Origin of the sequence: Pseudomonas hormoni, assembly GCF_018502625.1 — a bacterium.
In the GTDB taxonomy this organism is placed as follows: domain Bacteria; phylum Pseudomonadota; class Gammaproteobacteria; order Pseudomonadales; family Pseudomonadaceae; genus Aquipseudomonas; species Aquipseudomonas hormoni.
Genome location: NZ_CP075566.1, coordinates 122,492 through 148,554 on the forward strand (window position 1 = coordinate 122,492; position 26,063 = coordinate 148,554).

General features: G+C 52.1%; 20 protein-coding genes, 1 tRNA gene and 1 pseudogene. 8 read left to right on the forward strand and 14 right to left on the reverse strand.

Translation table 11 applies throughout. The features are described from left to right. Window positions 1–6: 6 nt before the first annotated feature. Window positions 7–1,284, reverse strand: a complete 1,278-nt coding sequence (locus KJF94_RS00530; protein WP_214380603.1) for a DUF2254 domain-containing protein — start codon at window positions 1,282–1,284, stop codon at window positions 7–9. A 228-nt stretch (window positions 1,285–1,512) separates the two neighbouring features. Between KJF94_RS00530 and nhaA the strand changes: the two genes are divergently transcribed. After that, window positions 1,513–2,850, forward strand: a complete 1,338-nt coding sequence (gene nhaA / locus KJF94_RS00535; RefSeq protein ID WP_145315699.1) for a Na+/H+ antiporter NhaA — start codon at window positions 1,513–1,515, stop codon at window positions 2,848–2,850. 129 nt (window positions 2,851–2,979) lie between these two features. Here nhaA and KJF94_RS00540 read toward each other — a convergent pair whose 3' ends face one another. Beyond that, on the reverse strand, window positions 2,980–6,330 hold the full coding sequence (locus KJF94_RS00540) for an Ig-like domain-containing protein (RefSeq protein WP_375379871.1): 3,351 nt from the start codon (window positions 6,328–6,330) through the stop codon (window positions 2,980–2,982). 744 nt (window positions 6,331–7,074) lie between these two features. Between KJF94_RS00540 and KJF94_RS00545 the strand changes: the two genes are divergently transcribed. The 3 genes and pseudogenes from KJF94_RS00545 (at window position 7,075) to KJF94_RS00555 (ending at window position 10,108) form a co-directional block, all read left to right on the forward strand. Then, window positions 7,075–8,529 (forward strand): TrkH family potassium uptake protein, encoded by a 1,455-nt coding sequence (locus KJF94_RS00545; protein ID WP_214380605.1) that lies wholly within the window; start codon window positions 7,075–7,077, stop codon window positions 8,527–8,529. Between the two features lie 430 nt (window positions 8,530–8,959). Further along, window positions 8,960–9,628: pseudogene (locus KJF94_RS00550) on the forward strand (transposase); the annotation flags it as partial. Window positions 9,629–9,862: 234 nt separating this feature from the next. Continuing rightward, complete coding sequence (locus tag KJF94_RS00555; protein ID WP_214380606.1) at window positions 9,863–10,108, forward strand: hypothetical protein; 246 nt, start codon at window positions 9,863–9,865, stop codon at window positions 10,106–10,108. Between the two features lie 1,274 nt (window positions 10,109–11,382). Here the strand turns inward: KJF94_RS00555 and KJF94_RS00560 are convergent. From KJF94_RS00560 to KJF94_RS00585, 6 genes are all read right to left on the reverse strand, one after another. Beyond that, window positions 11,383–12,129, reverse strand: a complete 747-nt coding sequence (locus KJF94_RS00560; protein ID WP_214380607.1) for a YkgJ family cysteine cluster protein — start codon at window positions 12,127–12,129, stop codon at window positions 11,383–11,385. A gap of 283 nt (window positions 12,130–12,412) precedes the next feature. Continuing rightward, window positions 12,413–12,886: a DoxX family protein gene (locus KJF94_RS00565; protein ID WP_177062075.1), complete on the reverse strand. Its 474-nt coding sequence runs from the start codon at window positions 12,884–12,886 to the stop codon at window positions 12,413–12,415. 20 nt (window positions 12,887–12,906) lie between these two features. After that, window positions 12,907–13,674 (reverse strand): HvfC/BufC N-terminal domain-containing protein, encoded by a 768-nt coding sequence (locus tag KJF94_RS00570; RefSeq protein WP_138965368.1) that lies wholly within the window; start codon window positions 13,672–13,674, stop codon window positions 12,907–12,909. Beyond that, window positions 13,671–14,525, reverse strand: coding sequence for an MNIO family bufferin maturase (bufB, locus tag KJF94_RS00575; protein WP_214380608.1), 855 nt, complete (start codon window positions 14,523–14,525; stop codon window positions 13,671–13,673). Before bufB ends, KJF94_RS00570 begins: the two co-directional genes overlap by 4 nt. 28 nt (window positions 14,526–14,553) lie before the next feature. Beyond that, complete coding sequence (locus KJF94_RS00580; RefSeq protein WP_010461569.1) at window positions 14,554–14,826, reverse strand: BufA1 family periplasmic bufferin-type metallophore; 273 nt, start codon at window positions 14,824–14,826, stop codon at window positions 14,554–14,556. Between the two features lie 36 nt (window positions 14,827–14,862). Then, a complete protein-coding gene (locus KJF94_RS00585) occupies window positions 14,863–15,000 on the reverse strand; it encodes a hypothetical protein (protein WP_161599957.1) in 138 nt (45 codons plus the stop codon). 75 nt (window positions 15,001–15,075) lie between these two features. Between KJF94_RS00585 and KJF94_RS00590 the strand changes: the two genes are divergently transcribed. Together KJF94_RS00590 and KJF94_RS00595 are read left to right on the forward strand one after the other, a co-directional pair. Further along, window positions 15,076–15,648, forward strand: a complete 573-nt coding sequence (locus tag KJF94_RS00590; RefSeq protein WP_214380609.1) for a sigma-70 family RNA polymerase sigma factor — start codon at window positions 15,076–15,078, stop codon at window positions 15,646–15,648. Further along, window positions 15,645–16,286: a DUF1109 domain-containing protein gene (locus tag KJF94_RS00595; protein ID WP_214380610.1), complete on the forward strand. Its 642-nt coding sequence runs from the start codon at window positions 15,645–15,647 to the stop codon at window positions 16,284–16,286. The genes KJF94_RS00590 and KJF94_RS00595 overlap by 4 nt, the downstream gene beginning before the upstream one ends. 787 nt (window positions 16,287–17,073) lie before the next feature. On the opposite strand, the gene KJF94_RS00600 is transcribed toward KJF94_RS00595, so the two are convergent. Beyond that, window positions 17,074–17,985 (reverse strand): YeeE/YedE thiosulfate transporter family protein, encoded by a 912-nt coding sequence (locus KJF94_RS00600; protein WP_214380611.1) that lies wholly within the window; start codon window positions 17,983–17,985, stop codon window positions 17,074–17,076. A gap of 444 nt (window positions 17,986–18,429) precedes the next feature. Here KJF94_RS00600 and KJF94_RS00605 point away from each other — a divergent pair. Next, a tRNA-Thr gene (locus tag KJF94_RS00605) sits at window positions 18,430–18,505 on the forward strand. A gap of 40 nt (window positions 18,506–18,545) precedes the next feature. On the opposite strand, the gene KJF94_RS00610 is transcribed toward KJF94_RS00605, so the two are convergent. The 4 genes from KJF94_RS00610 to KJF94_RS00625 are packed head-to-tail and all read right to left on the reverse strand — an operon-like array spanning window position 18,546 to window position 24,080. Next, complete coding sequence (locus KJF94_RS00610) at window positions 18,546–18,923, reverse strand: hypothetical protein (protein WP_214380612.1); 378 nt, start codon at window positions 18,921–18,923, stop codon at window positions 18,546–18,548. Window position 18,924: 1 nt separating this feature from the next. Continuing rightward, window positions 18,925–20,835, reverse strand: a complete 1,911-nt coding sequence (locus KJF94_RS00615; protein WP_214380613.1) for a hypothetical protein — start codon at window positions 20,833–20,835, stop codon at window positions 18,925–18,927. Between the two features lie 10 nt (window positions 20,836–20,845). Then, complete coding sequence (locus tag KJF94_RS00620) at window positions 20,846–22,702, reverse strand: hypothetical protein (RefSeq protein WP_214380614.1); 1,857 nt, start codon at window positions 22,700–22,702, stop codon at window positions 20,846–20,848. After that, window positions 22,692–24,080, reverse strand: coding sequence for a tyrosine-type recombinase/integrase (locus KJF94_RS00625; RefSeq protein ID WP_214380615.1), 1,389 nt, complete (start codon window positions 24,078–24,080; stop codon window positions 22,692–22,694). Before KJF94_RS00625 ends, KJF94_RS00620 begins: the two co-directional genes overlap by 11 nt. A 534-nt stretch (window positions 24,081–24,614) precedes the next feature. Between KJF94_RS00625 and KJF94_RS00630 the strand changes: the two genes are divergently transcribed. Continuing rightward, window positions 24,615–25,178: a recombinase family protein gene (locus KJF94_RS00630; RefSeq protein WP_214380616.1), complete on the forward strand. Its 564-nt coding sequence runs from the start codon at window positions 24,615–24,617 to the stop codon at window positions 25,176–25,178. 137 nt (window positions 25,179–25,315) lie between these two features. On the opposite strand, the gene KJF94_RS00635 is transcribed toward KJF94_RS00630, so the two are convergent. Next, complete coding sequence (locus KJF94_RS00635; protein WP_214380617.1) at window positions 25,316–26,020, reverse strand: Cap15 family cyclic dinucleotide receptor domain-containing protein; 705 nt, start codon at window positions 26,018–26,020, stop codon at window positions 25,316–25,318. Window positions 26,021–26,063: the final 43 nt, after the last annotated feature.

Sequence of the window (26,063 nt, forward strand, 5' to 3'; positions counted from 1 at the left end):
GGTGTTTTAGTGGACCAGTGTTCGGGCCAGTGCACTGAGCTTCGTCTGGTCTTCCGACAATGTGAGCGCATGTTCCGCTCGTTGGAGTAGTAGGCTCATATGTCTGGTACAGGCACTCTTGAAAATATCCGGATTTATCTGCGCCAGACTGATCAGGGCCTTCATCAGTCGGACGTCCACTTCAATCAAGCTCGCACCATCTCTGGCGATTGGAGCGAAAAAATCGTCGAACAGGTCACCGACATCCAGTCCGTGCAGGAAGACTCGCTCGCACCCTGAACCTATTTCCGCCATCTGTTCTGTTGGTTTACCCCAGCAGGTAAGGCTCCTGACCCCGCGTCCCAGCACGTCAATTGCAGTCCCAGGATCATTGACCGCAGGCGACAAGGCTCGTGAGGCGATCTCCGACAGCACCGAAAGCCCGAACCGTGGATCGTGTTCAAAGGTTCGGCGCACGCCAATGGTCAAGGCACCCAGGATTTTTTCAGCGCAGGCCCCCGGATCTCCAATGTGTTCATTGCTTAAAATCACGACCTGGGCCAGACGCATGCCTTCATGCACAAAGCTGCCGGGAAGAATATCGAGATAAATCTGCGTCTCATGCTCTTCAGCAATCGCACCCAACGCATGCACATCGATGTGTTGGACATACCCGGTTTGAAGACTCGTAATGGCTTTCGCTGAGCACGGAACACTCCCATCGGCAGGGTAGGCGACGCCCCCCAGATAAGGCCATTCGACCCGATTTTTTAACGCATGGATGGTGGCCGCTTCGACGCGATCAATTGTTTCACCCACCCGCCCCAATCTCGATAGGTGATCGATCCAACGCAGAAGTGTGTACACGATCAGAATCACCACGCCGATGGTCACTGCAAAAAGCAGAACCCTTCCCTGCGCGCCATAGGCTCCAGTACTTAATGCAATGATTCCCACCAGGCTAAACAGAAATGAACCGATAAAGGTGGCGAGGGCATTTTGGGTAGTGCGGTCTTCCATCACCAGTGTGGTGGCGCGGGGTGTTACGCCACTGCTAGCGGCGCCGTAGGCCGTCACCATTGTGCTGAGCGAAAAGGTGGTCACGGCGAGCATGCTGGAGGCGATGATGCCCAAAATTTTGTCAACAGCGTCAGCGCCGATACGCGCTGGCAGTGAGGCGGGAATGTAGTCATTGAAGACCACGGCGAGCAATGCGGTCGCCACACCCAGTACAGAAAATAAACTGGCTCTGAACCAGAGCCGTTTCGTCATCTGATGTAGCAGCCAGCGCCAACGAGCGATCATCTTCAATACCTTTTATAGCGACGTCACTGGTCCACGATTTAAGTTCGGTCTGCCAATGCAACAACTCGATCACCTTTGATGGAGTGACATTGCCGGCGGAAGGTTCATTGGCGGAGTCATTTGCTTCCCGCTGTTAAGCTACCTATCATCGAGCCGGGTGCGTTGCTGCATACGGCACATCGCAGGTTAATGCTCAAACGTTGGTCGGGCCGCCAGCGGAGAGTTAATGTGCCTGATAAAAACTTGGCGTCACCCTCGATTCCACGTCCCCAAGAGTTGACCGTACGCGCGCTGACAGCGATTGAGCGGTTTACCCATATCGAAGCCGTCAGCGGCGTCGTTCTATTACTCGCGGCATTGGTAGCACTGATCTGGGCGAACAGCCCGATTGCCGGCTCCTACGAGCATTTCTGGAACACCCAACTCACTTTAGGGCTCGGTGAATTCAAAGTCGCTTGCTCACTACACTTCTTAGTCAATGATGGCTTGATGGCAGTTTTCTTCCTTGTTGTTGGGGCGGAGATACGCCAGGAGATTCATGACGGCGCGCTTGCGAACTTCAAGTTGGCGACCCTGCCTCTAGGAGCCGCATTGGGCGGCGTCTTGGTGCCGGCGATCATCTACACGCTGTTCAATCATGGAACCGAGGGCAGTGCAGGTTGGGCCGTGCCGACGGCCACTGATATCGCATTTGCAGTGGGTGTTCTCGCACTTTTGGGGAAGTCGATCCCGGGTGGTATTCGCGTGCTGCTGTTGGCACTGGCCATCATCGACGACATAGTCGCCATCCTCATCATCGCCGTGTTCTATACCTCAAGCCTGGATTATATCGGTTTGGTGGTGGCGTTGAGTGGACTGGTATTGGTGCTGGCTTTTCAGCGAATGGGTATCAGCAAGGCCTACGCCTACATACTGCCTGGCGCCATTGTGTGGTTTGGCCTCCTGAAGACGGGGGTGCACCCAACGCTCGCAGGGGTAATTCTTGGGCTGATGACACCGACCAGCTCCAAGCCTACAACGGAGCGCCCGCTGGACACCATCGGGCGTACGTTCCATGAACTGATGGATCGACTTGCCCAGACCGGGAATAGTCCGCAGGCCGTGGCGGCACCGCTGAAACAACTCCGACAGGCCGAGCGGGAAATACTGCCCCCAGTGCAGCGCGTCCAGGCAGGACTGCATTCATGGGTAGCTTTTGGGGTTATGCCTCTTTTCGCACTGGCAAACGCTGGGGTGAGTCTAGAGGGCAGCAGCCTGGAAGATGCTGTCTCGCTGAATGTATTCATTGGGGTTGTATTGGCACTGGTACTGGGCAAGCCTCTCGGAATCGTTTTGGCCAGCGTAACCCTCGTTAAACTCAAAATTTGTGAGCTACCTGAGGGCGTGACCTGGGCGGGTGTCGGCTTGGTGGGACTGCTGGCGGGTATCGGATTCACCATGTCCATTTTCATAGCGTCGTTAGCGTTTCCTGATCCGGCGTTACTCTCAACGGCGAAACTTAGCGTGCTCGCGGCGTCTGGCTTAGCCGCACTCATCGGATTGATTTGGGGGAAGCTGAGGTACTAAGCCCTTTTACTAAGTGCCAGTTTTCAGCGCTGTGATCACCACCGGGCAAAAGCCGACTAGCCATTGCCCCGTGGTGATTGAAAGCGCGGCCAACTTACTGCTAGTGGCGCAAACTCCCCTAAATGCAGTTCAACGACTGCTGACGGGCGCGGTGGTGCTTTTTCCAAACGCCGAGCTTATGGTGACTGTTGGGCTCGGTGACGGACCGCTACCGGTGGTAGTCACCGACACCCGCCAGCGCGCACCCGTGCCGGTCGGGGTGAGAGTGGCCGTGCCGAGGCTCAGCGGCCCGGCGGTGGTCGAGGCCGTGGCCGTGATGCTGTTGCCCGTGCCTCGCGACGTCGTGCCTGCCAGGTCCCAGGTGTAGCGGCTGTTGCTGCGGGCGGTGACGGTTGCGCTGGTGACAACCAAGTCTTCGTTGACCGCTGCCGGTGCCGAGACCGCCACGGAGACCGTCGTCCGATCCGAAACAGCATCCTTGGCGTCGCTGGCCTGGTAGGTGAAGGTTGTGGTGAATGGTGCGGCGATGGTGGCGGGTGGCGTGTAGATCACCCGCACACTATCGGTGCTGACTGTGCCCAGCCCGGAGTCCGGTTGCTCCAGACCGACGACTTTTAGCGGCACATTGCCGTCCGGGTCGGTGTCGTTGGCCAGCACATTGATGGTCACCGCTTGGCCGTTGGCGCTGGCGGCGCTGTCCGGGTTGGCGACGGGTTTTTTGTTCGAACCCTGATCGTCATCATCGTCATTGTTCTTCGCGTCGCCAGTGCGGAAGGTCGGCAGCGCGGCAGAGTTGACGTAGGTGACACCGTCCCATCCAGGCAGAGGCGTCGGCATCAACTGGAACTGCCCGGGATGCTCGATATCCCAACGCAGCAGCATCGAAGTGTCCTCGTGCTGAGTGTTGTGGCAGTGTTCCATGTAGGTCCCGGCGAATTCACGGAAGTGGATCGCCATTTCCACATCGACCGAACTGTCGATGCCCTGGCCGATGCGATACACGTCCTTGCGTGCCCATTTTTCCCATTCCGGTGGTGCCTTGCCGTCGCGGCTGAGGATAATGCCTTCTTCGAAATGCACGTGTACCGGATGGTTCCAGCCGTTGCCGCCGTTCTTGATTTTCCACACTTCCAGCGTACCGTCGCCGACGTAGCCGCCATCGGTCGGGCCGTTGGCCAGTTGCGGGGCCGCGTTGAGCCGGCGTGGGTCCATGCTGTAGCCAAAACCGCCGTCGGTCTTGATGGTCCACGGAGCTTCGTCTGTGCCGTCGGAGCGGCCGAAGATGAACTCGCGGTGCCGCGCCAGTTTCAGCTTGGCCTGCACGGCTGGGTCATCGCGGTCGAGGGTCAGCGGGATCATGACTTTACCGGCGGCTTTGCCCGGCTTGGCGGGCTCATATTCGGCAGGATTCATGCTGACATCTGTACCGGTGTAGGGCTGCACGATCATTTGCATGAACTTGCCCACTACCGGATCACCCTTGTCCCACTCCGGACCTTTGCTGCCTTGCTTGATCACCGCTTTGTACTTCTCGGACAGCACGTCCGCGAGGCTCAGGGCGTTCTTCTCAGGACCCTTGCCGGTCTTGTGTTCCATCAGATTGACGAAGTACAGCTTGTCGCCGGTTTTGATCCCGTTTTTCGCAAAGTTGACGATGATGTCGAAGCGCTCGGCAATGCCTTGGGTGGGCAGGATCGCGTTGTGGTTCTGCTTATCGCCATCGCCGTCCAGGTCCATGCTTCCATCGAACGGCACAGCGTGTTCCATGATGTTGCCGTCGTTGCCGATCAAGTGGAAAGGCACGCGGGTATAAGACAGATTCGAACCGGCCGGCCCTGGAAATTCGCCACCGTTGCCAGCGACTTCACGTACCAGGGCAATCCTCAAATAGCGCGACACCGAGCCGTTGAGAATGCGGAAACGGTAACTGCGTGCCCGTACCTTCAAGCGTGGCTGGTACTGCCAGTTGACTAGGATCTGATCGCCGAGAAAGCCATCGGTGTTGAACGGGTTGAACCACAACTGGCCGTTGGCGTCCCAGGCCTTGTCGGCGACCACCAGGTTGACGTCGTAGTCGCGGTTGCCCCATGGCAGCGCCGAGCCGCTGGGCAGGCGCAGGTTGACGCCGTCCTCGACAGCTTCGTTGCCCCGATCCAGAGCGCTGTAGTAGTTCATCATCACCGCGTTGCCCTTGTAGACGTTCTGTGCGGTGAAATCGAGCATGTGGTCGTGGAACCAGTGGGTGCTCATGGTTTCGCGCCAGTCGCCGCGAATCTTAATCGTGCCGTTTTCGCAGGTCTTCAGACCGGGGCTGGCGTCGTTGACGAACAGCTTCTCACCCGGTGCGCATGGGAACGCCGCCCTCGGGTCCTGCGCTGTGGTGTTGATGGTGTCGTAACCGGCCAGCTGTAGCGGCCAGCGATAGTCGTAGTACTGCCCCGGAAAGAAAAACGCGTTGGTGTAGCCGTCGCTTTCGGCCGGGGAGTGGCCATTGTGTTCGTGGGTGCTGATGGTGTGCAGGCCGAAGCCCATGTTGGCGGCCGGGTCTATCGGCAGGGCGTTGTAGTGACGCATCAGCACCGGTTGGCCGTAACGCACCATGAGCAATTTGGGCGGAAAGGTGCCGTCGAAGGTCCACAGTGCATTGTGATTCTGAACCGGCATGCTGGGGTGAAATCGGGTATCGATGCCTTTGGTCGTGCCCGTCGTGGTCGGAATGTCCGAGGTCTGGTAGTAGAGCCCGCCTGGCCCGAACTCACCAACGGCATAGTTGTGCAATTGTCGGCGGTCACGCATGCCGCCATTGAGCTTAGCGCCTGCTTGCACGGTTTTGAAGGCGACCTGTGGATAGAACTCGTTCCAGCGTTGATGCGACCAGCCTTTTCCCGGTGGCCGGCCCTCTGCCGGCGAACCCACCGGATGGCGGTTGAGGAAGGTTTCGATCTGCGCCTTCCACGGGTTGCGGTCCAGCACGTTGGAGAACTGCGATGGAAACGGGTACAGCCCGGGCTGGCGCATGAAGGCTTCCAATGCCGAACTCGAAGGGCCGCTGCGGGCGACATTGTCCGGGTCTTGCTGCGGCAATGGGCCGACGGTGGGTACCGGGAATGTCAGTGGTGGTGCAGGCAGGGTGGGGTCGAGTTTTTCCGTACCGAACTCCTCGAACAGCAGCAATTGCTGGGTGTAAGGCTGGGCGCCGAACAACGGGCTGGGCTTGCCGTTGGTAGGGAAATTAAACGAGGTCTGAACGCTCGGCGGCAGCACGTTTTCGGCGCGCGGTGTGTTTCGGTCTCCGTACACTCCGTTGGGATAGGCGATTGCGCCCTGGTTGGCTTCGGGCAGGCTTTTGATGGCGTCCAGCTCGGCAGCCGCTGCCAGCGGGTCGGCGGGAGGTGTGTAGTATGCCGAGGGGTCTGTGGGTGGCGGCTCGCTGACATCGTCAAGCGGTACCGCGTTGGCCGTTGCCAGGGTCACGAGCATCGCAGAGGTAAGGCCTGCCCTGCGTAAACAGCTCACTGAGTGGAAATGTTGTGTAGCAGATTTCATTTTATTCCCCTCGCGTCATGCCTATCGGCGAAACCCGCCATCACTGTTCAGTGACGGCAGATGCTGCGGTAGTGGGGAAATTGCAACTGTTAGGCCATCATTTGGCCTCGAAGAAAAAGTACTAATGAATTAGTAAGTTGTTTCAGAGTGTTTCTGCGCGCTTACAGAACACGATGGGGCATATTCCTATAAATTGGTGGGTCTTCCCCAACCAATGGGGGCAGTTCCCCATTTTTGGAAAAAATGATCGGTCTACAAAGCTCGGGGGAATCTGCTTGAAATTCGTCCCATCCCGCGATCCCCTCTAAACCTACAATTTCAATTGGAGCTGGGATTTGTCGGCGCAATGAATTAGCGGTTTTTTAGTCTGTTCATCGCAGTGGTGTAGCGACAGTTAGCTGTCGGAGCATTTTTCATAGATGGATTGCTTTGCAAAACGTGCTTTGGCAATATCGGCGACCTGTGTTCCTCAGTCGGTTCTCCATCCCTCTCATTTGGGAACTGTGTAGTAGGGGAGTACAGGCAAGCCCGGCCCTGTGCCGGGTTTTTTATTTGTAGGAAACATTACTCAATTACGTTGCAGATACTCTCCACTCGTTGGCTATGAGTTGGATGGTCGGTAGCGCTCTGAAGGCCTGATTTAAAGGCTTCGCAGCTAAAATCTGGCAGGCTATTTCTATGTCCATCGCGGCAATGCGGCTCATCGGCTTCATCCTAGGCATTTTTCTGATCACGCTAGCCGTAAGCATGGCTATTCCCATGATTACGCTGGTGGCCTATGAGCGTAGCGACGAACTGTCGGCCTTTCTCTGGTCGAGTTTGATTACCTTCATCAGCGGCCTTCTTTTGATCGTGCGTGGGCGCCCTGATACTGGCCAGCTCCGCCCGAGGGATATGTACCTGTTGACGACTGGCAGTTGGGTGGTGGTCTGTACCTTCGCGGCGTTGCCAATGGTGTTTATCAGTCACATCAGTTACACCGACGCTTTCTTCGAAACGATGTCCGGCATCACAACCACGGGCTCAACTGTCCTGAGTGGTTTGGATACCGCTTCACCGGGATTGTTGATCTGGCGCTCGATGCTGCACTGGCTGGGGGGTATCGGCTTCATCGGCATGGCGGTGGCGATCCTTCCACTGTTGCGAGTGGGTGGCATGCGTCTTTTCCAGACAGAGTCCTCAGACTGGTCGGAGAAAGTGACGCCGCGTTCTCATGTGGCAGCCAAGTACATCCTCTTTCTCTATCTGGGACTTACTGGCACCGGGGCTCTGGCACTCTGGATCGCTGGGATGACGCCTTTTGAAGCGGTCAACCACGCAATGTCTTTGATCTCTACTGGCGGATTCTCCACTTCGGACGCCTCGCTTGGGCATTGGACGCAGCCAGCGATTCACTGGGTAGCGGTGGTCATCATGATTCTGGGTAGCCTGCCCTTTACCTTGTACGTCGCAACATTGCGCGGCCATCGGCGTGTGTTACTGAAGGATCATCAGGTGCGCGGGTTTGTTGGGTTCCTGATCGTTACCTGGTTGGTAGTGGGCACCTGGTTGTGTTTCCACAGTGATTACACATGGTGGGATGCCTTTCGCATCGTGGCCGTCAATGTGACCTCGGTCGTTACGACTACCGGCATCGCGGTAGGTGACTACACATTGTGGGGCAGTTTTTCCGTGTTGTTGTTTTTCTACCTGACCTTCGTCGGGGGATGCTCCGGCTCAACCGCCGGTGGCCTTAAAATTTTCCGCTTTCAGGTTGCCGCTGCGCTGCTCCTGAGTGGCTTGAAACAACTGATTCATCCCCGAGCGGTGATCCAGAAAAAGTACAACGGCCATTCCATCGATGAGGACGTCTTGCGTTCGCTGTTGACCTTCTCGTTTTTCTTCACAATTACTATTGCTGTGATCGCTTTGGGGTTGGCGTTGATTGGACTGGATTGGACGACTGCCTTGAGTGGCGCCGCCACCGCAGTATGCAATGTTGGGCCGGGGCTTGGCACGGTCATTGGGCCTGCGGGCAATTTTGCTTCGTTGCCTGACGCTGCTAAGTGGCTGCTGACCGTCGGCATGCTGCTTGGACGGTTGGAAATTCTGACGGTGCTGGTGATTTTGACACCTGTGTTCTGGAGATATTGATCGCTTCGCCTTTGAGTCGCCAGGAAGCCCGTTTACCACGTCCTAGCGTCCGGATTCGCAATACCAGTTGTGATAATTTCATCGGGTGCGTTAGCGAGAAGCTCAACTTAGTCCAGCTATCCAAATTTTTTAAACTTCCAATTGGTTTGCCTTGATACATTGTGTATTGCTGCGCAATACTGGGCCAAGACCAAAGGATTTGGTTCCCCTTCGAAAAAAAGCCCGCCATACGCGGGCTTTTTTTTGTCTGGATATTCGTTAGCCTGTCGGCAAGTACTGAATCGCCCCCGCTTCGCCGGTTCTGGTGGGCAGCTATTGGCCGATTCTGTTGAAAAAGTAGCTCCCCTCTCTGGCCGGCGGCGAAATCTCAACATTGGCCAGCAGGGAAGCACGAAGCATGATGGGACAGTTATCGAGTGGGTAGGACCGACTGTTTTACTCGTTCAACCTTGAAGATCACATCCCAGCAAATCACCTCCTGCGCAGCATTGATCAGTGTCTTGATATGAGCGATTTGCGCCATTACCTCGGCGATTTCTACATCCCAATAGGGCGTCCTTCGATTGATCCCGAGCTGATGATCCGCATGTTGATCGTAGGCTGCGCGAAGAAACCCATCTGAACCCGGCGTATCTCAGGTTCTGCCGGTTGAGCCTTGAAGATGAAGTCCCCAACCTCGACCTTTTCCAAAAATCGACACGGGCGTTTTCGGAACAGCGATCTGTTTCGCTGGTTGTTTAATGAAGTGCGGCGTCGCTGCAAGGACGCTGGCCTGGTCAAGAGCGAGGGCTTCGCCGTGGACATCAGCACCATCAAAGCGGACGCGAGTCGGCAGCGCGGTGTGCCGGGTGATGAACCGGTAAACTGGAGCGATTCGGCCCTGAGCACTCGCGCCGTGCGTGAGTATCTTGAGGCGCTCGATGAAAAGGCTCAGGCCGAAATTCTTCCGATGCGCCTGTCGCTGACGGATCTTCAAGCCCGCTGGACCGCTGCTCCAGGTGGCCCAGCGTTCTACGCTTACTCCACGAATTATCTGATCGATACCGAGCACGGTGTCATCGTGGATGTGGAACCCACACCGGCTCATCGCACGGCCGAGGGCAGGGGGGGATCAGTCACGGTGCGTGGTTGCTATCCGAGCCAAAGCCGTCGCTCAGCCCTTGCGCAATGCGGCCTCGCTTTGAGTGGAGGGAAAGTGTTTACCTGACCTTCTAGCCTGCCTAAGATGAAGCCGGTTGTCTGCGGATCAACGCGATGATGAAACTGATGTCACACTGAACCTATATAGGAACAACATCTCGTAATTCAGAGCCATGACTGGTGTACCTCTATAATGAACAACCTAGACGACTATCGCTTCCAGTCCCACGAGCTTTTGCTTGAGCTTGATGCAGCCACCACCAATCTTATGATGCTTGTATCGGCACGACAGTTGGAGGGGACCTTGTGGAATGAAGCTACCTATCGCCAGAAGCTGGCATATGAGGCGTGGGCTACTTTTCTTAACTCCCCCAAAATTGATCCGATGCCTATGCTAGATGGGCGGGCCGCAGGTAGCTATGGACCGTCTGCGGACTGAGAAGTCTTCTATTAGTCAAAGATGTCTAAGACGAACACTCAAAGCTACCTATACCCATTGACCGAGCTTTTTGCAGATGGCATTCACACGACGCCGTTGGTGATATGCCAGCGGCCATTCCAATCAATCAAATCCTCGTTTGCCGTCATAGGTCACCATTCAGATCTTTACACGCTTACTAGATCGATTGGCAGATTGTGGTCGAAATTCCAGAATTTGTGCGCAGTGCTATGAAGGTCCCACGATGGTCGCAGTCAGGACATTGAGCTGAATAGTTGCTCTGAATTTTTCAATTCGCACGCAGCCTCCGCTTCCTCTCGCGACGGAAATGACACGTGAAGACGACACTTTTCCTTGTTGTCGTAGATGCTGTAGCCGCAAGGCGCCATGCTGGAGTAGAAGCGGGCACCATTACGTACCGATCCCGTCTCAGTAGGTATCGCTGGAACGACAACAAATCTCGATACCATGTCATCACCTATATTTTTATCCTCGCTTAAGTTTTAGCGGCATATAGCTAGTACATCAAACCTTTCTCAATTGGAGTCGACGGGTGGGTGGCTTGCCCTGCAAGATGGTGTATCCGCATGACAGTAATCCCGACCTGAAACGCCAAGGGTTGCATCGCTCGCTTGGCGACCGGCGTACACGACCCATGCTGGTCGGCAATAGCTGAAATTGGCCGATTGCTGTATTTCAGTAGAAGTCATTCAGATGTCATGAGCACCGTTAACGTCATGTTAATGAACTCTTCGTTCTCACTGATCATTGTCAGCGCACTGCGCACATTGCCTCCGACCTCATCTGAGCCGCGCTGCTCGGCGCTACAGCGTCAGCCCCAAAGGGCTAGCTGGTTCTGATCGATCTTGCCTGATGGGGAAGGGAGTAGATCTACGACAAACCCTGGCCACTGATGACGGCTGAGCAGATCTTCCATTGCTACACGTAACGTGAAAATGATGAGCATCGCGCTGAGCTTAAAGAGTTGCTGGAGAATTTGCTGAAGCTAGTCGCGCGAGTTTCGCGATGGATAATGCATGGCGGAGGTCTGCTTTCGGCCAATTCGGAGAATTGGCCTTTTTGTCGCTTTCCTGTCAGGGGGCGTCTGATCAACTACTTGTGAAAATGATCAACTATTCTGTGAAGCTATAGCTGTTCGTCGCGGAGGACTGCAATCAACCCGTGTGACCTCTTGGTCATATTGCGTGCAAAATAAACGCGCGAGTATGCACAGTAGTTCGGTATTGATGAGCGAACTCTGCGTTAAAGGCTGTTCATAAAACATGAAAGATGTACTCGGCGGACTCCTTGGCAGCCAGAGACACGTCCGATGCGGTCAATCGCTCGCGCAGCGATAAATCATCGACCCGCACCTGCCACTCGCAGCTTGGACCTTCCTCAAGAGTACTTTTGACGCTGTGTATCGCTTCGAGCAGTTTTTCTCGTTGTGGAAAGTAAACGGCCAGCGCGTTGTCTTTCCAACTCGCCACATTCAGGCCCAGTTGCGCGCAGATGGCGATTTTGCTTGAGGCATCGGCTCTGTCTGCTTGTCGAGATTGACTGACGAGTGCTTCCAGAGCCTGTTCTGCACGGCCATCTGTACAGAGAATGTCGTCGCTCTCCCACGCCTGTGGCGGGCACGCTTTGTTATCTTGACGTAACGCGATGAATGGGTTGATTTCCATCGGATAAATGCGGCAAACAAGGGGGCGTTCCTCGTAGATGCCGCAAAGATTGTCAGCTCTGAGATTAGGGCATTGCTCAAGTGCTTTGCCGGCAAACACAGCGATGACCTGTATCTGGGTCTTGCCACAAATTACACTTACAGATCGGCCTTTGGCGTGGGCAAACTCCGCTGATGAATGAGGCCAACTCGATTCAGCAAAGGCCTCAAGAATCACCGCGATGTCGTGACCGCGGTTTAACCATTGTTGTGCCTCAGCCAATGTCAGCGGTATCAGGCGGCCCTTGCAGCAAATACCGCAGCCTACACAGGAAAATCGGACGGTGTTGTTTTGCATATTTTTCGCCAGTATGTAGAGACAACCTAACGACAGCTAGGTGTTGTATTTGCATGACGTGGATCGCGTCAAAGATGAATTAGCTGAAGATAAATCGGCTGTATCCGCTTATTTAGTTGCGTATTGCCTACGCAATGCGCGCCCTGCGCTTGCCCACATGAAGCAGCCTCAGGATTGTTAACTAGTACAAAGGCGTGCTCTTGGAATGACAGCGAACTTCACGCTGATGTGGGCGATCACTACTCGCAAACTCCTACTAGAGAGTTCCCCATACGTGAATGGATCACCGGATGCCCAGTCTGCGATCCAGCGAAAGTGCTCCTGCACCACGTGCGATGATGATTAGCAGCAATCCCGCCCAGGACAGGTGCGTCGGCCAGGCATCGGGGTAAACGAAAACCTCAATGACAAAGGTCATACCCAGCAACGCCAAGGCGGATAGACGGGTGAACAGCCCGAGGACCAGCAGCAGTGGAAATAGGTGCTCGCTGTAGGTCGAAAGGTGTGCCGCCAGTTCTGGAGAGATCACAGGCAAGGCGTATTCCGTACGGAACAGTTCGTAGGTACTCGGCGTAATCGTCAGAACGTCGCTGACTTTGGTGCGCCCTGACATGAAGAAAATGGCGGCGATGGCGATGCGTGCCACCAACACCAGAAACGAATCGCTGATCAGATTGCCCAATCGGGTTGCAACGCGGTTCCAGAGGCCACGCAAGGAATTGTCGGCGGCAGGTGAGCGGGTGTTGATGGTATCCATGCTGTGCTCCGTTGATGGCTTCAGTAACTGGTTGTCAGGAGTTCCGCCGTTACAAACGCGTCAGCACTCACCAGGCGAATAATGAGGTTTTCCAGATTCAGGTCAGACTCGACATCAATGGCCCAGTCGGCGGCGACATCGAGGGGCAGGTGAGCCGCGCAGGCGTCGAGAAAGGCACAGTCTGCGGCGCTGGCAGCTTGCCAATACACGCGGCCGGCCTTGCGTGTCAGTAGTGCACCTTCACCTTGCCATTCGAGTTTTTCAGGCATTTCCCGTTGTTCACGATTGACGCACCAGATCGTGTAGGCGGGACAGTCCGGCAACCAGACCCAACGGGCGGTGTCCCGTGGTTTAAGCCGCAAGTTGCCCAATTCCGTAGCGGGAATCTGCGCCAAGTCGTTCAGTCCAAGACCTGGCTCATCAGCGGCGCAATGAACCTGTGTCCAGAGCAGATCCAGACGGGCGACGTCGCCCAGATACGGCATGTCTTGCGCGTGCTCGAATTTGTCGAGAAAGTCGGGGAAGCCCGCTCCGTAATTAAGTAAACGTGCATCTGTTGGCGGTGAAAGCCGGGCATGTATGGCGGCGGCGCTTTTAAGCCAGTCAGTGCCTACCAGGCGCTCTACGGTAGGGAAGTTGGCTAGCAACGCATCCGTCGTGCCTTTGAGTACGGTATTGCGATAGACCGCAAAGCCTGGTTGTTGGGTCAGCGAATCCATCGTGGATGATTCAGTGCCGTATAACGCATCGACGAAGGCATCCTGAAAGCTTGCGAGAGAGGGCTTCATATCGCCACCTTCATTCGCTGATTTTGCCCAAGGTTCAATAACGTCTGCGCTCGGTTGCGCTCGGCCAGTAAAACGTCGAAAGCGGGGATATGGTCGTCGCGTTCGATCAGTGTCGGACGCTGGCCGATCCGCTCGATCAGCCGCTGGTACAGCGACCAGACATCTTCGGCGACAGGGGCATCATGGCTGTCGATCAGTAACGAGGATTCACCCGGATCCTTGGTGAACCCCGCCAGATGAATCTCCATGATGGCGTCGGCCGCAAAGGCATCCAGATAATCGGCGGCGTTAAAACCAAGGTTGTGCGCACTGATGTGCACGTTGTTGACGTCCAGCAACAAGCCGCAGCCAGTCACCGTGCTCAATTCGGTGAGAAATTCCAGTTCGCTGTAGTCATGCCCGTCCAGGTGCAAATAATGGGTCGGGTTTTCGATGGCAATGCGACGTCCGAGGGCGTCTTGTGTGCGCTGGATATTGCTTGCTATACGCTGTAACGCTTCATCTGTTCGGGGAAAAGGCAACAGGTCGGGGTGGTATTGGTCGCGCCAGGCTGACCAGGCCAGGTGCTCGGAAATCAGTGCCGGTTGAACGCGATCAGCGAGCTGTTTCAGGCGTTTCAAGTGCTCCGGGTCCGGCGGGCAATCGGCCGCCAGCGAAAGTGACACCCCGTGCAACGACAATGGGTGCCGCTCGCCAATGGCCTCCAGCCATGCCAGGCGGGGGCCGCCACCAACCATGTAGTTTTCCGGATGAACTTCGAACCAGAGACCTTCGACTGTGCAGTCGTGCGCCTCTTGGTAATGGTTCGGTTTGAGGCCGAGTCCGGCCCCGATCTGGAATGCCTTGTTCATGATAAGTACGTGCCCCGTGGCGTTGACGTTACATTGGTGTGAGGGTGCCGGTGCCTTTTGGTGTCTTGATGGTGGTGCAAGTGCCAGCGGGAACGTTTTTCCAGGCATTAGGCTGGTAATCCATTTTTGCCGTACCTGCGCATGTGGTACCTGCACCGGCCTTGCAATCGTTGTGACCGGCCATAGCGACGCCGTAGCATTTTTCCATGGCGCCTGCGGCGGCTGGGGTCTCGGCGGCAATGGCGCCGGCAGCAAAGGAGGAAAAGGCAACGGCGATGGCTGCAAGCTTCAGATTGTTCATGGTTATTCTCCGGGATCATGAGGGTGGGTCGTCGCATCAGTGCAGGAGTGCGCTGTGCTTCAGATCCGAAAGGTAGTTCGCTGAGTTTTCAAATCCGGTTACAGCCATCGCAAAATATTTTTTAGAACCGCAAAATGAATCTGCTTGTTGCCTTATGCCTTTGGCGGCAAGCATGATCCATCGCCCGTTATTGGCGCTGGCGTTATGCAAGTACAGAATATTTTCATCCTCGTGTAACCAGAGTGGACGATGGAACGAACTACACATAACGACGCATTACGCAGCCGGGAAATTCATCTTCAGACTTTGTTCCTCGCGGGCCTGGGTGGAGACGAGCGGGCTTATGGCACTTTCCTCAAGGAGCTAAGTGGTCATATACGCGGCTTTGTTCGAACCCGACTTCAGCGGCAACCGGGTGAAGTCGAGGATTTGCTGCAAGAGGTTTTGCTGGCCGTCCATAACGGTCGACAAACGTACCGTGCGGACCAACCGCTGACGGCCTGGGTGTTTGCCATCACCCGCTACAAACTCACGGATTTTTTTCGTGGCAGGTCGCGCAAAGAACTGCTCAATGACTCGCTCGACGATGTGGCGGAGCTGTTTGCCGAGCCGCATCTGGAGCCGGAGCAGGCCCATCGCGACCTCGGCAAGTTGCTTGAGCAACTGCCTGAGCGGCAGCGCTTGCCGATCCAGCAGGTGAAACTTGAAGGCTTGTCGGTCGCCGAGTCCGCGCAAATGACCGGGCTTTCGGAATCAGCAGTAAAGATTGGCATCCATCGCGGGCTTAAGGCGTTGGCCGACAGGATTAGAGGTACACGATGAAAACTGACGATCTTATTTCCATGCTGGCGACTGGTGTTACACCGGTCGACCGGCATGCGCTCGCAAAGCGCTTCGGCGTCGCGGTGCTAGTCGGTCTGATAACGGCCTTCTTGCTGGTGATGGTCATGTTTGGCGCACGTCCGGATCTGGCCGAAGTGGCGGCAACTCCGATTTTCTGGGCAAAGATTGCCTTGCCCCTATGCCTGATGGTCGGCGCGTTGAGCCAGGTTGTGCGCCTGGCGAGGCCCGGAGTTACGCCAGGCGCCGGACAACTGCTTGTTATTGCTGCGGTTGCAGCGGTGTGGGCTGGCGCCCTCTATGTCCTGATGACAGCAGCCCCGGACGTGCGTGCTTCGATGATCTTCGGTAAAACATGGCGCGTGTGTACGCTGAACATCACCTTGCTTTCGATTCCGGGGTTCATTGCTGTCTTTTGGGCGCTGCGCGGGTTGGCACCCACTCGACTGAGACTGGCCGGCGCCTGCGGCGGACTGCTTTCAGGGGCGATGGCTACCATTGCCTATTGCCTGCATTGCCCTGAAATGGAAGTCCCTTTCTGGGGCGTCTGGTACTTGCTTGGCATGTTGATACCAACCGTTATCGGTGCGCTGCTCGGACCACGCTGGCTTCAATGGTAGTGGGGTTGGAAATTGCTAGTTATCCAGCGACTCCACCACTGACTATCGTCCTATCGTCGCAAGTTTGAGATCAGTACAGCTACCCTGGCCAAATTCAATACAAATGACTGGTCCGGTCGAATGCAAATAGGTGGTAAGTAGCTGTGCTCTTGGGTGGTTAAGTAGGGTGCAATTTCGCAGAATACGGACGGAGGTTCTGCCCTGAAAAGCTTGGGTAGATGCCGAGATTGCAAGGGAAGCGCTTGGAGGCCGCCGCCAAGGTTCGCCTCGTGTCACTTAACTGGGAAGGTAAACACACGCCGACTCTTAACAAGTTCCTAACGTCAGACCAGTACGATACCTGGGAGGAAGCTAGACGCGACCTCAAACTCCAGGCAGCTCCGGGAGGTCTAGTTGGTGCAGAGGCATCCCGTTAACTGCCAGTCTGGAAATCACATCTACAAGCAGTGGATTTAACCGGGACTATCTAGCCAACGACTGCGATAGGGTAATCCGTGCAGTGGATTGGATCTGAAACGCGTTTTTTGCCAAGTCGCCCCCAATGCGCATTAGCTTCATGTGTGGACTCCTTCTCACTGTGACTGTGGTTCGCCCCTTCTGCCTGATATCCAAAATGTTGAGGTGAGTAGGAGTCCATCTCATTGAACCGCAACTTACTTCTTAGACACAGCCGGTACGAGGCTTTTGACTGGAAACAGGCGTAGGTGGAACGTCCGTTTTTAGCCGATTTCTGTCTGTCATCACTGTCTATTTTATTGTGTCGAAAGCGGAACCATCTTGAGGGTGTTCAATTCGTAAAGCGTTTTTTGCACCACAATGACACCAGAATACCTATGGCAATCGACACCATTGGAATGCTTGAAGCAACGCTCAGTGTTGGAAACACCAACAGTATTTGCGAGTCGTTACCGCCGAGCATCATCGAAGCCCCAATCCCCATCAAAATACCCGCCAACAAATGAACGCCAGCCTTTGATGGGGTAAAGGCCTCGAAACGGAACACTTTCCTGTACACGGTAAAACTCAGCATGCCTGCCAGCAACATGACAAACACAGCAATACGCCGGGCGCTGATTGCCATATCGGCTTGCCAGAACAACTGCGAAACATTGTAAAAGAACACACTCGGTGTCCATAACGGCTCGAACGTATAGAGCGCACTCGTCAACGCACCCAGCAGCATGCTGGAGAAAACCAGATGTTTACTACCGTGTATGCAGACTAAAAAAATCAGCACCAGCGCCACTACACCGATCAACAGCAAGTAATGGCGGCTGGAAATTTCCGGCATCAGAATGGTCTTCTGTTCGGGCATCATGCGCATGTTATACCAGAGCACGATCCCCAGGACCCAACCGATCATTGTGAACAGTTTATTGAAATTGCCACAGGCAAACCTGGTCAGCGTACCTACGCTGCAACCGTTGTTCAGCACCGATGCCACCCCGAACAACAAGCCTCCCGAAACCAGTAAAGGATAGGAAATACCCGGCGAGTACAGCGGCAGGCTGACCTCGGAGAAACGATAGAGCGGGGCCAGCAACAACCCGAACAATCCACACGATGTCAGTGCCACAAACAAAGTCGGGCGCCCCGCCAGCAATTGTTCACTCGCTTTGACAAGGCACATGCCCATGCGCTGCGAAACCCAGCCAATCAGGAACGCTAATACCAACGCCATCAATAAAGAGAAAACCATGTTCGTGTGCCACCGCTGATTTGGATGGACCGCGCGTCACCAGGCATTAGCTTAGTCCTCGATCAGTCTACCTGTGTATCGGACACAGTCGTAAGCTGACGGTCGCTATGTATCGCCTTATGGTTTCGTAGAGGTTGAATGACAGCTGCTGGCCGTTCTCTGCCGATCATGGTCACAAAGCGTGCTGGTCAAATCCGATGCAATCGCTGGTCAGAAGGAATGCAAATGCCTGGTCAAGTCGAATGCGAGCGGGTGGGCAAGTGAGTGCAATTTCCCAGTATTGGAGTCATCCATTTTCTGAGCAGCGAGGAGGCGTGAGCCGGAGCGTGGGCGTGAACCGATGACTGAAGAGTCTGAGTGACTGCATGCGCTTTTGACGAAAGTGTGTAGAGTGAGGGCTCATTGACGGGCTGTAGCTCTTTTTGCTAGCTTGACAGGAGTAGTGCCGCTTTAGCTCAGTTGGTAGAGCAGCTCATTCGTAATGAGAAGGTCACCAGTTCAATTCCGGTAAGCGGCACCACCTACTAGTCTTATTTATGCCTTCCTCATTCTTCTTTATCTCAAGGACGATCTGATCTGGGGATTAAAGTCTTCACCTTATGCTCGCTTCGCAGTTCAGTTTCCAGTTCATATATGCGGTGTATTAGCATGACTTCCCTGGCTAAGGATGCCGCTAGCAGTTGCTTTAAGCCAAAAATCTCTTCTTTTTTTGATCTGAGTTCTTCTTTTTTATGCGCGTGCGGTGCAGAGAATAATTGTGCACCTTTCGTTATCGCTTCTCTTAGTAATATGTGTTTAGGGTTGTATTTTTTGATGGAGCCTCTGGGGAAACGTGCCTCTAGTGCAACTGTATCATTATTGATTTTATAAGGTGCGGTAACGCGAGTAGGAGCACCACTCATCAAGCGAGCAAGCGCGTCAAAACATTCGGATATCATTCTAGATCCTTTCGGCAGTATAGTTGTCGAGAATTTTTTGCGCACCTTCAAGCTCCAATGAGCAAGTTTTATGCTCGGGGCTATCTGAAGGGAGAGTTTCCATAAAATCGGTATAAGTCTTGACGGCAATCAACAGTAGGCGAGGATTCACAACGCCATCCCGGCAACCGTGGCAAGCAGTCAGGGGGTTGATAAGATGTTTGTGACAAGGGGAGTTGCTCATGCATCCCCCAGTCGCTCTTGCCTTATAAGAAATTATGCCTTGCATCACATGTCTAACTGTTTCCTCTCGGGAGTTTAAAATATCAGCATTGCCTGAGGGCTTAATCCGAATTTCAACGAAATTGCCGTGTCCGCCCGTAAGGCGTTCTTCTGACAGCGGCACATCTTTTATGTAACTGAGCGCTGCGACAGTTAACCTAACTTGAGAAAATTCTTCACACATGTGGTTTTTGAATTCAGCAATTTGTTTTCTAGATTGGTTCCCCCCCTTTGTGTAGTGCACTGTCATGCGCATACGAATATGTTGAAGCTGGGTTTTAAGCGAAGGGAAGCTAACTAATGAGCTGTCTATAGCGTAGTATGCCAATGATCGGCGGAATTGATGAGTGGTGAAATGCCATCTCTTGGATACTACGTACTTGGTCTCGCTGCCCCAGTTCCGAGTGTATTCGATAAATTTAATTTCCTTGATGTCCTCTTTTGTTATTTCGGAGTCCATGAGGTCGAATAAATTGTTGAATCGATGGTGCGTGAGGTTTGCCAACCCATAAAAATTATTGCTTCGACTGTTAGATATACAAAATTTGAAATGGTTGACGTTGGGGAATAATGGAAGAGTTCCTTTAGGCTTTTCATATTTAGCAATCCAATTCGCAATCTTGGTAGCAGCGTTTACTGCTGGTTGCACGTCCTCAGATGTTACCCAGGCTGCGGGTTTTCTATAGCCAGACATCTTTGTTGTTTTCCCATGAAGCCAAAACCCAGTTTGGCCGTCTACCGTCTCATGTCTTAAGGAGTCAGGGACTAAACTGTAAGCTTCATCGTCCCGCATGCCGCTAAAAATATGAATGAGAGTTTTACAAGCGAATTGCACAGATGACAGATAATGAGCTACATCCAAAACATTACGCCAGCAATTGCGAGTAGCGAAATCGAATAGTCCGTGCAGTACTACGGCTTGGCTGAAGTCCGGATTCGTATCTGGAGTGCCGCTCGGTTTGGCCTGTTGCGTGCGGCCATAGCTGGGGTTTGAGTTTAGCAACTTCACCAGCGCTTCAATTGCATCGCTGTTGGTGTCAAAGTTAGACACATAATCCTTGAGGAAACAGATGGCGCCTAGATATATTCGCTGAGGGATAACCAGCGTTTGGTTTTGTTTGTGCTTTTTTTGTTCTCGATTCAGTTTCAGCCAAACAGGGTCTAATGCACCCCACCCTAAAACTTCAGGGCCCAAAGAAAAAAGCGTTGTCAAAATGGAAAGTAAAGTATGCTTGCCGCTGCGTTTGCTGGAATTATAATAGTCTTCAAATATTTCGGGCTTCGTCAAGCAATCCGTTAGAGTGACTTTGTTTTTCTGTGCATAGTGAGCTAGGTCATTTAAACTTGAGTGCCAATAGTAATATGATGTAGGGCTCGGAGTAGCATACGTCAGGTGGTGTTTGATCAATGTACAGGTGACAAATTTTACTTCTTCGACCAGCGATGGAGCTTCGCTAAGCGTTTTTTTATTGTAAATGATGACACAGTCTGATTTATGCGCTGTTGCCAGAAATTTGAGGTCCCAGCGCATATCGCCGTAGACAATCTTAGGTTCGCCATCAACCCCTTCAAAAATAACCTCTCTATCGTCGGGAGTCGGCATCCTATTTGGCGTTAAAAAGGATATGTTGAAATTTGAAACGGCTATCATTATTTGGCTCCTAAACTTTTCCTAGCGCGACTAAAAGATTCAGTTGTGCATCCCAAAAAGGATGTAAGTATCCTGATTCGATTTTTAGGTCCAGCTTGGTGCCCGCCTCGCTAAGCTGAGGGCTATGCTGAGTAAGCCTGTCGATATATTCAGATGCCGTTGATAATGTTAATTTAAGTTCTGCGCTAATGCCGGAGTCTGATTGTTCGATCTGTTTAAGCAGGTACTGAAGGCTTTTGAGCTTATAAAGGTCTTCTTCATCTGCATGCAATACGTAGTGCTCGCAGAAAAAACAACCCCAGAAGGTATTGCAATTAGGTTCCAGTGTGGTGCCAAGATCCGCCAGTTTTACTGGTTGTTTTACTACACATCCCCCCGCAGGTGAGGATTCTATTGCACGGATTGCTGCGTCGGTAAGATTGCGAATGTGCGAATAGAACGCTGTAAATTCATTTACTGTTTGCCATTTCGTCGGCTCAGAATAATGCTTTTCAAATACGGGAATTGAATTTTGTGCAGCATCACTTGCGATGATCACACCTTCATTTTCAAGCATCCAGTGCATCTTGTACTTGCGAAGTTCTCTTGCGGTTACCTTTGGGACTTTAGGAGTGATCATGTGTTTTGCAAGCAAGAAGTAATCTTGCAGAAATTTATTAGATATAATATGCGCCTGGTTCTTGTATATTCTGAAGAATAAAAGATCGCATTTAAGATCGCCTAGCATGTATTCACGAAGCCTGGAATATTTTTCAAGGCTGGGCAAAAACGCTGCTTCTACTTCAAAGACAACGTCTTTACTGGCTCTATTTTTGAAAATACGAAAGCCTTGACGCGCACAGGGCTCGGATCGCATTTCCTTAACCGTGGGGAATTTTCTGAAGGATTCCAGATCTGCGCCGGTGATTGACAGCATAATTAGTTGAAAGGCTGTACAAGCCCAATACGCAAGCCTCATTCGGTGTGCGCTTTTTGGGTCGGAGTTTGCGGCTTCCAATTGCCTTTGTGCGGTGTTTCGCTCTCTGTTCGCAACGTATTTCGAGTATCCGTACTTAGCTTGTATGAATTCTATGGAGTTAAGTGTTCCCATGTTATAGTCCCAACACCAATTAGGAGACTTCATATCCGCTCTTAATGAAGCACGGGCGGAATGCATCATCCACATTGTCGTCGGAAGAACTTTGACGGTTTCGTCTGGCAAAACTAGGTCCAAAGGGTACTGGCCATGGTCTAGTAAGAAGTCTGAAATCTGTTCAAATAGGCATGTTGCGAGCGCCAGATTTTCTGTCACCACAAATTCTTCAGGAGGGACTACCGGATTTGATGGGTGATACCTAAGAATAGGCACGCCCATACCGAATCTCTGGTTTTCCTCCATACCCCAAGCTAACGATTGTTTAGCAGCATTTTGCTGTCGTTTAGCTTGGTTTTGGCTCAGAGTTCCGTTGTTAATTTTTTGAGTCAGGTATAATGTGAAACCCTTGTAGCAGGAAGTTGCATCTGCATCACATTCAAACTTTAAGGGTTTTTCTCGGGTGTCAATCCATCTGAAAAAATGAGGGAACTCGCTCAGATAATTATTGCGAATTGTAATCTGCTGTGTGCCGCGCCTAAGGCTATCAGCGATGCTGTCTAATATATTTGAAAAAAGTTTTTTTCGATAAGTAGACAGGCTTTCAGAATTGACTCGTATGTACCCGTCAATTAGTTTTCGCTCCGAATATACATAGCAGCCGAAGTCAGTATATGACTGACCCTCAGGGCTTAGTATTGCGATGCTATCGACGTTTTGTAGATGTTCAACCCAGTGGTCGTCAGCAAGCAAATCCTCCAAACGTATTGCGTGGTTGTATGGGTCAATCAGCATTCTGGCCACTTTTTAATCGTAGATTAATATCACGAACTAGTTTTGTCTCGAATGCTGCGTTTGCTTTTCGAGTATTCGCACGAGTTTCCCGATATGCAAGATATCTCAACGTCGTCCTAATATCACTGTGCCCCATCGCCTCTCTAACCGCATTCAGCAAACCATCGCGACTCAACAAGCCTGCGTCTATCATTTTTAGCCCTGCGTTGACTAGACCCATACCGAATGTTGCGCGCAGATCATGAAAGCTAAATTTGAAACTACAGTCTTGCTTTATTAGTGCTTCAGTAAGAGTGCTCGATATAAAAACTCTAACTGTTTCTCCCGTGGCTGCGGGGAACTCTCTTTCGTCATCTTTTGCTTTGTAATATGGGCGTCCGGTTGACGCTGTAAACACATATTGGTCATCATCAAGCGTTGGAAGTTTTTCACTTCTCCGCTTATATCGATTACTAACGAGGTATTTAGTAATCTCGTTATACAGCCACGCTGGCACATCTAAATAGTGGATCTTGTCACCCTTGGTATCTGCTCCCGTGCCAGGGCCAATATGAACTCTCTGTACGGTGGTTACGGGATCTCCGTCATCTGGAAAATGTCTTCTGCGTAACGTGAAAATAGATTGCATCCGGCCGCCAGTTTCTATTGCAAGTAGGAAGCTCAATCTCATCTCTGTATTTTCTGTCGCATAGAGCGCCTTGATTAGTGATTCAAGCTCATCATCTGGTAAAGGTCTCAATTTTCCACCGTCTTGGATGTAATCGTCGGCGCTCTTTCGGGTACGACGTTTTATCCCATCGCTCAGATCGGTGCTTATATACTTAACAAAGACCTCTCGTCCAATGTGGTCTAGAAAGCCCCTTTTCTTTGACAACTCGATCCACAAAGGAAATTGGAATGGTCTACGCGTTTTGTATATACGCCACCTGTAAAATTCAGTTATGTTTGAAATTATTCGTTTAGCACTCTCATAAGCAAGAGTCCCTTCCGCTACTCTTTTATTAAGGAGTGCGGCAAAGGCATATGTAGGTCGTTTAATTTTTCTTGACTCATCCGCTTCATAGTTGATGCCAAGTTCGTCAAGACCCTCCAAATAGTACTTTAAGTCCGAGGCTTTTCTATTAATTGTTTTGGGGTCTAAACCAGTCAAATTGAATTTATAGTCGAACGCTAGGCTCATCAAAAATGATGTTCCGTCGAACCATGGTGATCCGTCGTCAGTAAGCAGAATTGTCAGGTCGCAAAATTTTGCACACGCCTCGCTTGGCCACCATGTATTAGGATCGCCACTTAGGTTTGAATCCTCACCCGCTATTGATAGCTGAAAACTTGGAACAGGCTTCATTAGAGAGATTCGAGGCAAGGTAAGCTTTTTCATACAGCGATGACCTCAAATCCAGGTCCGGGCATTCTTGAAAGATGAAGTGCAACTGTCAAATTTTTATTTTCTCGTTCCCTTCATTTTTCTAGCCTTCTGCTGATTCTTCTCAAAATCTCATTGTTATTATTTGCACAACCTTTGTATTAAACCTTTGTTTTAACCTTTGTTTTTAACCTTTGTATTATAACTTCTTGTTTTGCCGGAGTTTTTTGACGAGAAGCTCTCGTTTCTTGATGGGCTCATTTTGTCAAGCTGCATTTTTTCTAGAATTCAGTCGCGATCCGATAAGTAAGCTTGTGCTGCGTAGAATGCTTCGGCATTTTGTCTCTCTTAACAGAGGCTGACGCGCATAGAGAGTGCGTGATGGATAATATTGCTTAACCGTTGGAACATAAGCTTGAAGGCGTGTGTCGCTTAATTTCTAAGATATGCGACATCACACACACTATCTTGATTTGTGGGTCGTAATGTGTCGCATAAGTGTGTCGCATGTTGTGGTATACTTGAGACATAATTAGCGACAGGTGGAACATGGGCAAAGGACAGTTAATCGGATACGCGAGGGTGTCGACCCAAGGGCAGAATTTGGAGCAGCAGCGTGAGTATTTAACAAACTTAGGTTGCGCAAGAATTTTTGAAGAAAAAGTAAGCGGTGCTAAACGAGATAGGCCTGAACTCTCTAGGCTACTAGACCATCTTAGGGACGGTGATGTAGTCGTTGTCACGCGCCTAGACCGCCTCGCTAGATCGACATCTGACTTGCTTCACATAGCTGAGCGTCTACGAGAGGTCGGAGCCGGATTGCGGTCAGAGGCCGAGCCATGGGCCGACACGACTTCCCCTGCTGGGCGAATGATCCTAACTGTGTTCGCAGGCATAGCAGATTTTGAGCGGTCGCTGATTTGCGAGCGGACTAGTTCCGGGAGAGCCGCAGCGAAAGCGCGCGGAGTCCTATTTGGCCCCAAGCCGTCACTTAATCCAGAACAGATCGAACACGCTAGGCTCTTAAATGCAGAAGGGCGACCGGTCTCCGAAATCTCCCGATTGCTGGGAGTTCATCGCGCCACCCTATATCGTGCATTTTCGCGGGCATAGCATCGTTGATTGACCATAGGTACGCCCCGCTGGCCCATTTCCGGCAAAGCCGGGTTTCCACCTGAGGGGTTTACAGCTCTCATCCTGTGCAGATCGTCACTTATAGGGCTTTGCAGATCGCACCGAGATGGGCGTTGTCAGGCCTTGACTCTTTTGAAGTTCATCGCGCCAGCGGTATTGCTGGCTCTACGCCAATTACGCTCAGTCCAGTATGTTCCTGCTAGTGTTAGTGTATCTCCGGCCTTATCGATGTATAGCTGTGCAGCGCCTATGTGCGACTGGGTATCATCTGCCTCTGGGTTAAGTCTTGTAGATTCATAGATGTACAGTAAGCGATGTGGTTCACCATTGACCGATGCAACTGGCTTGGCTACTACGCTGTGAGAACTAGAGGTTTTGTCTCGGCTAATGACATTTATTTTTACGTCAATCTTTAGGATATTTGCCTTTATTGTGAGTTTTGTTTCAATTCTGTGCAAAGCAATATTTTCTACCTGCTCCGGGTCAAACTGGTTGAATTGTTTCTGATCAGATCTCGCTGCTTCGCGCAGAGCTTCCTGTACCGTCACATTTGAATCTAGGTATCCTTCCCATTCACCAGTGATGTTTGGGTATGAGCTTGGCAGAATTCTATTCATGAGGTTCCAGGAAAAATTAAATATTGGCTGAAAGCATCCAAGGAGGAAGAATGCAGAGACCGTGTAGGAACCTACCTTCAGTGCCAGCTTTCCCGTGCTCATCACATCTTCTGGCTTCTCTATAAACATAATGAGAAGTGTAATTAAGATAACCAATGTTACGATTGAGCCTAGAAGTTTTTTGAGCCCGAAAACTGCGTACATATCCATTCCTTTTCTTGGATTGACTGCTAATTATCCTATCCCA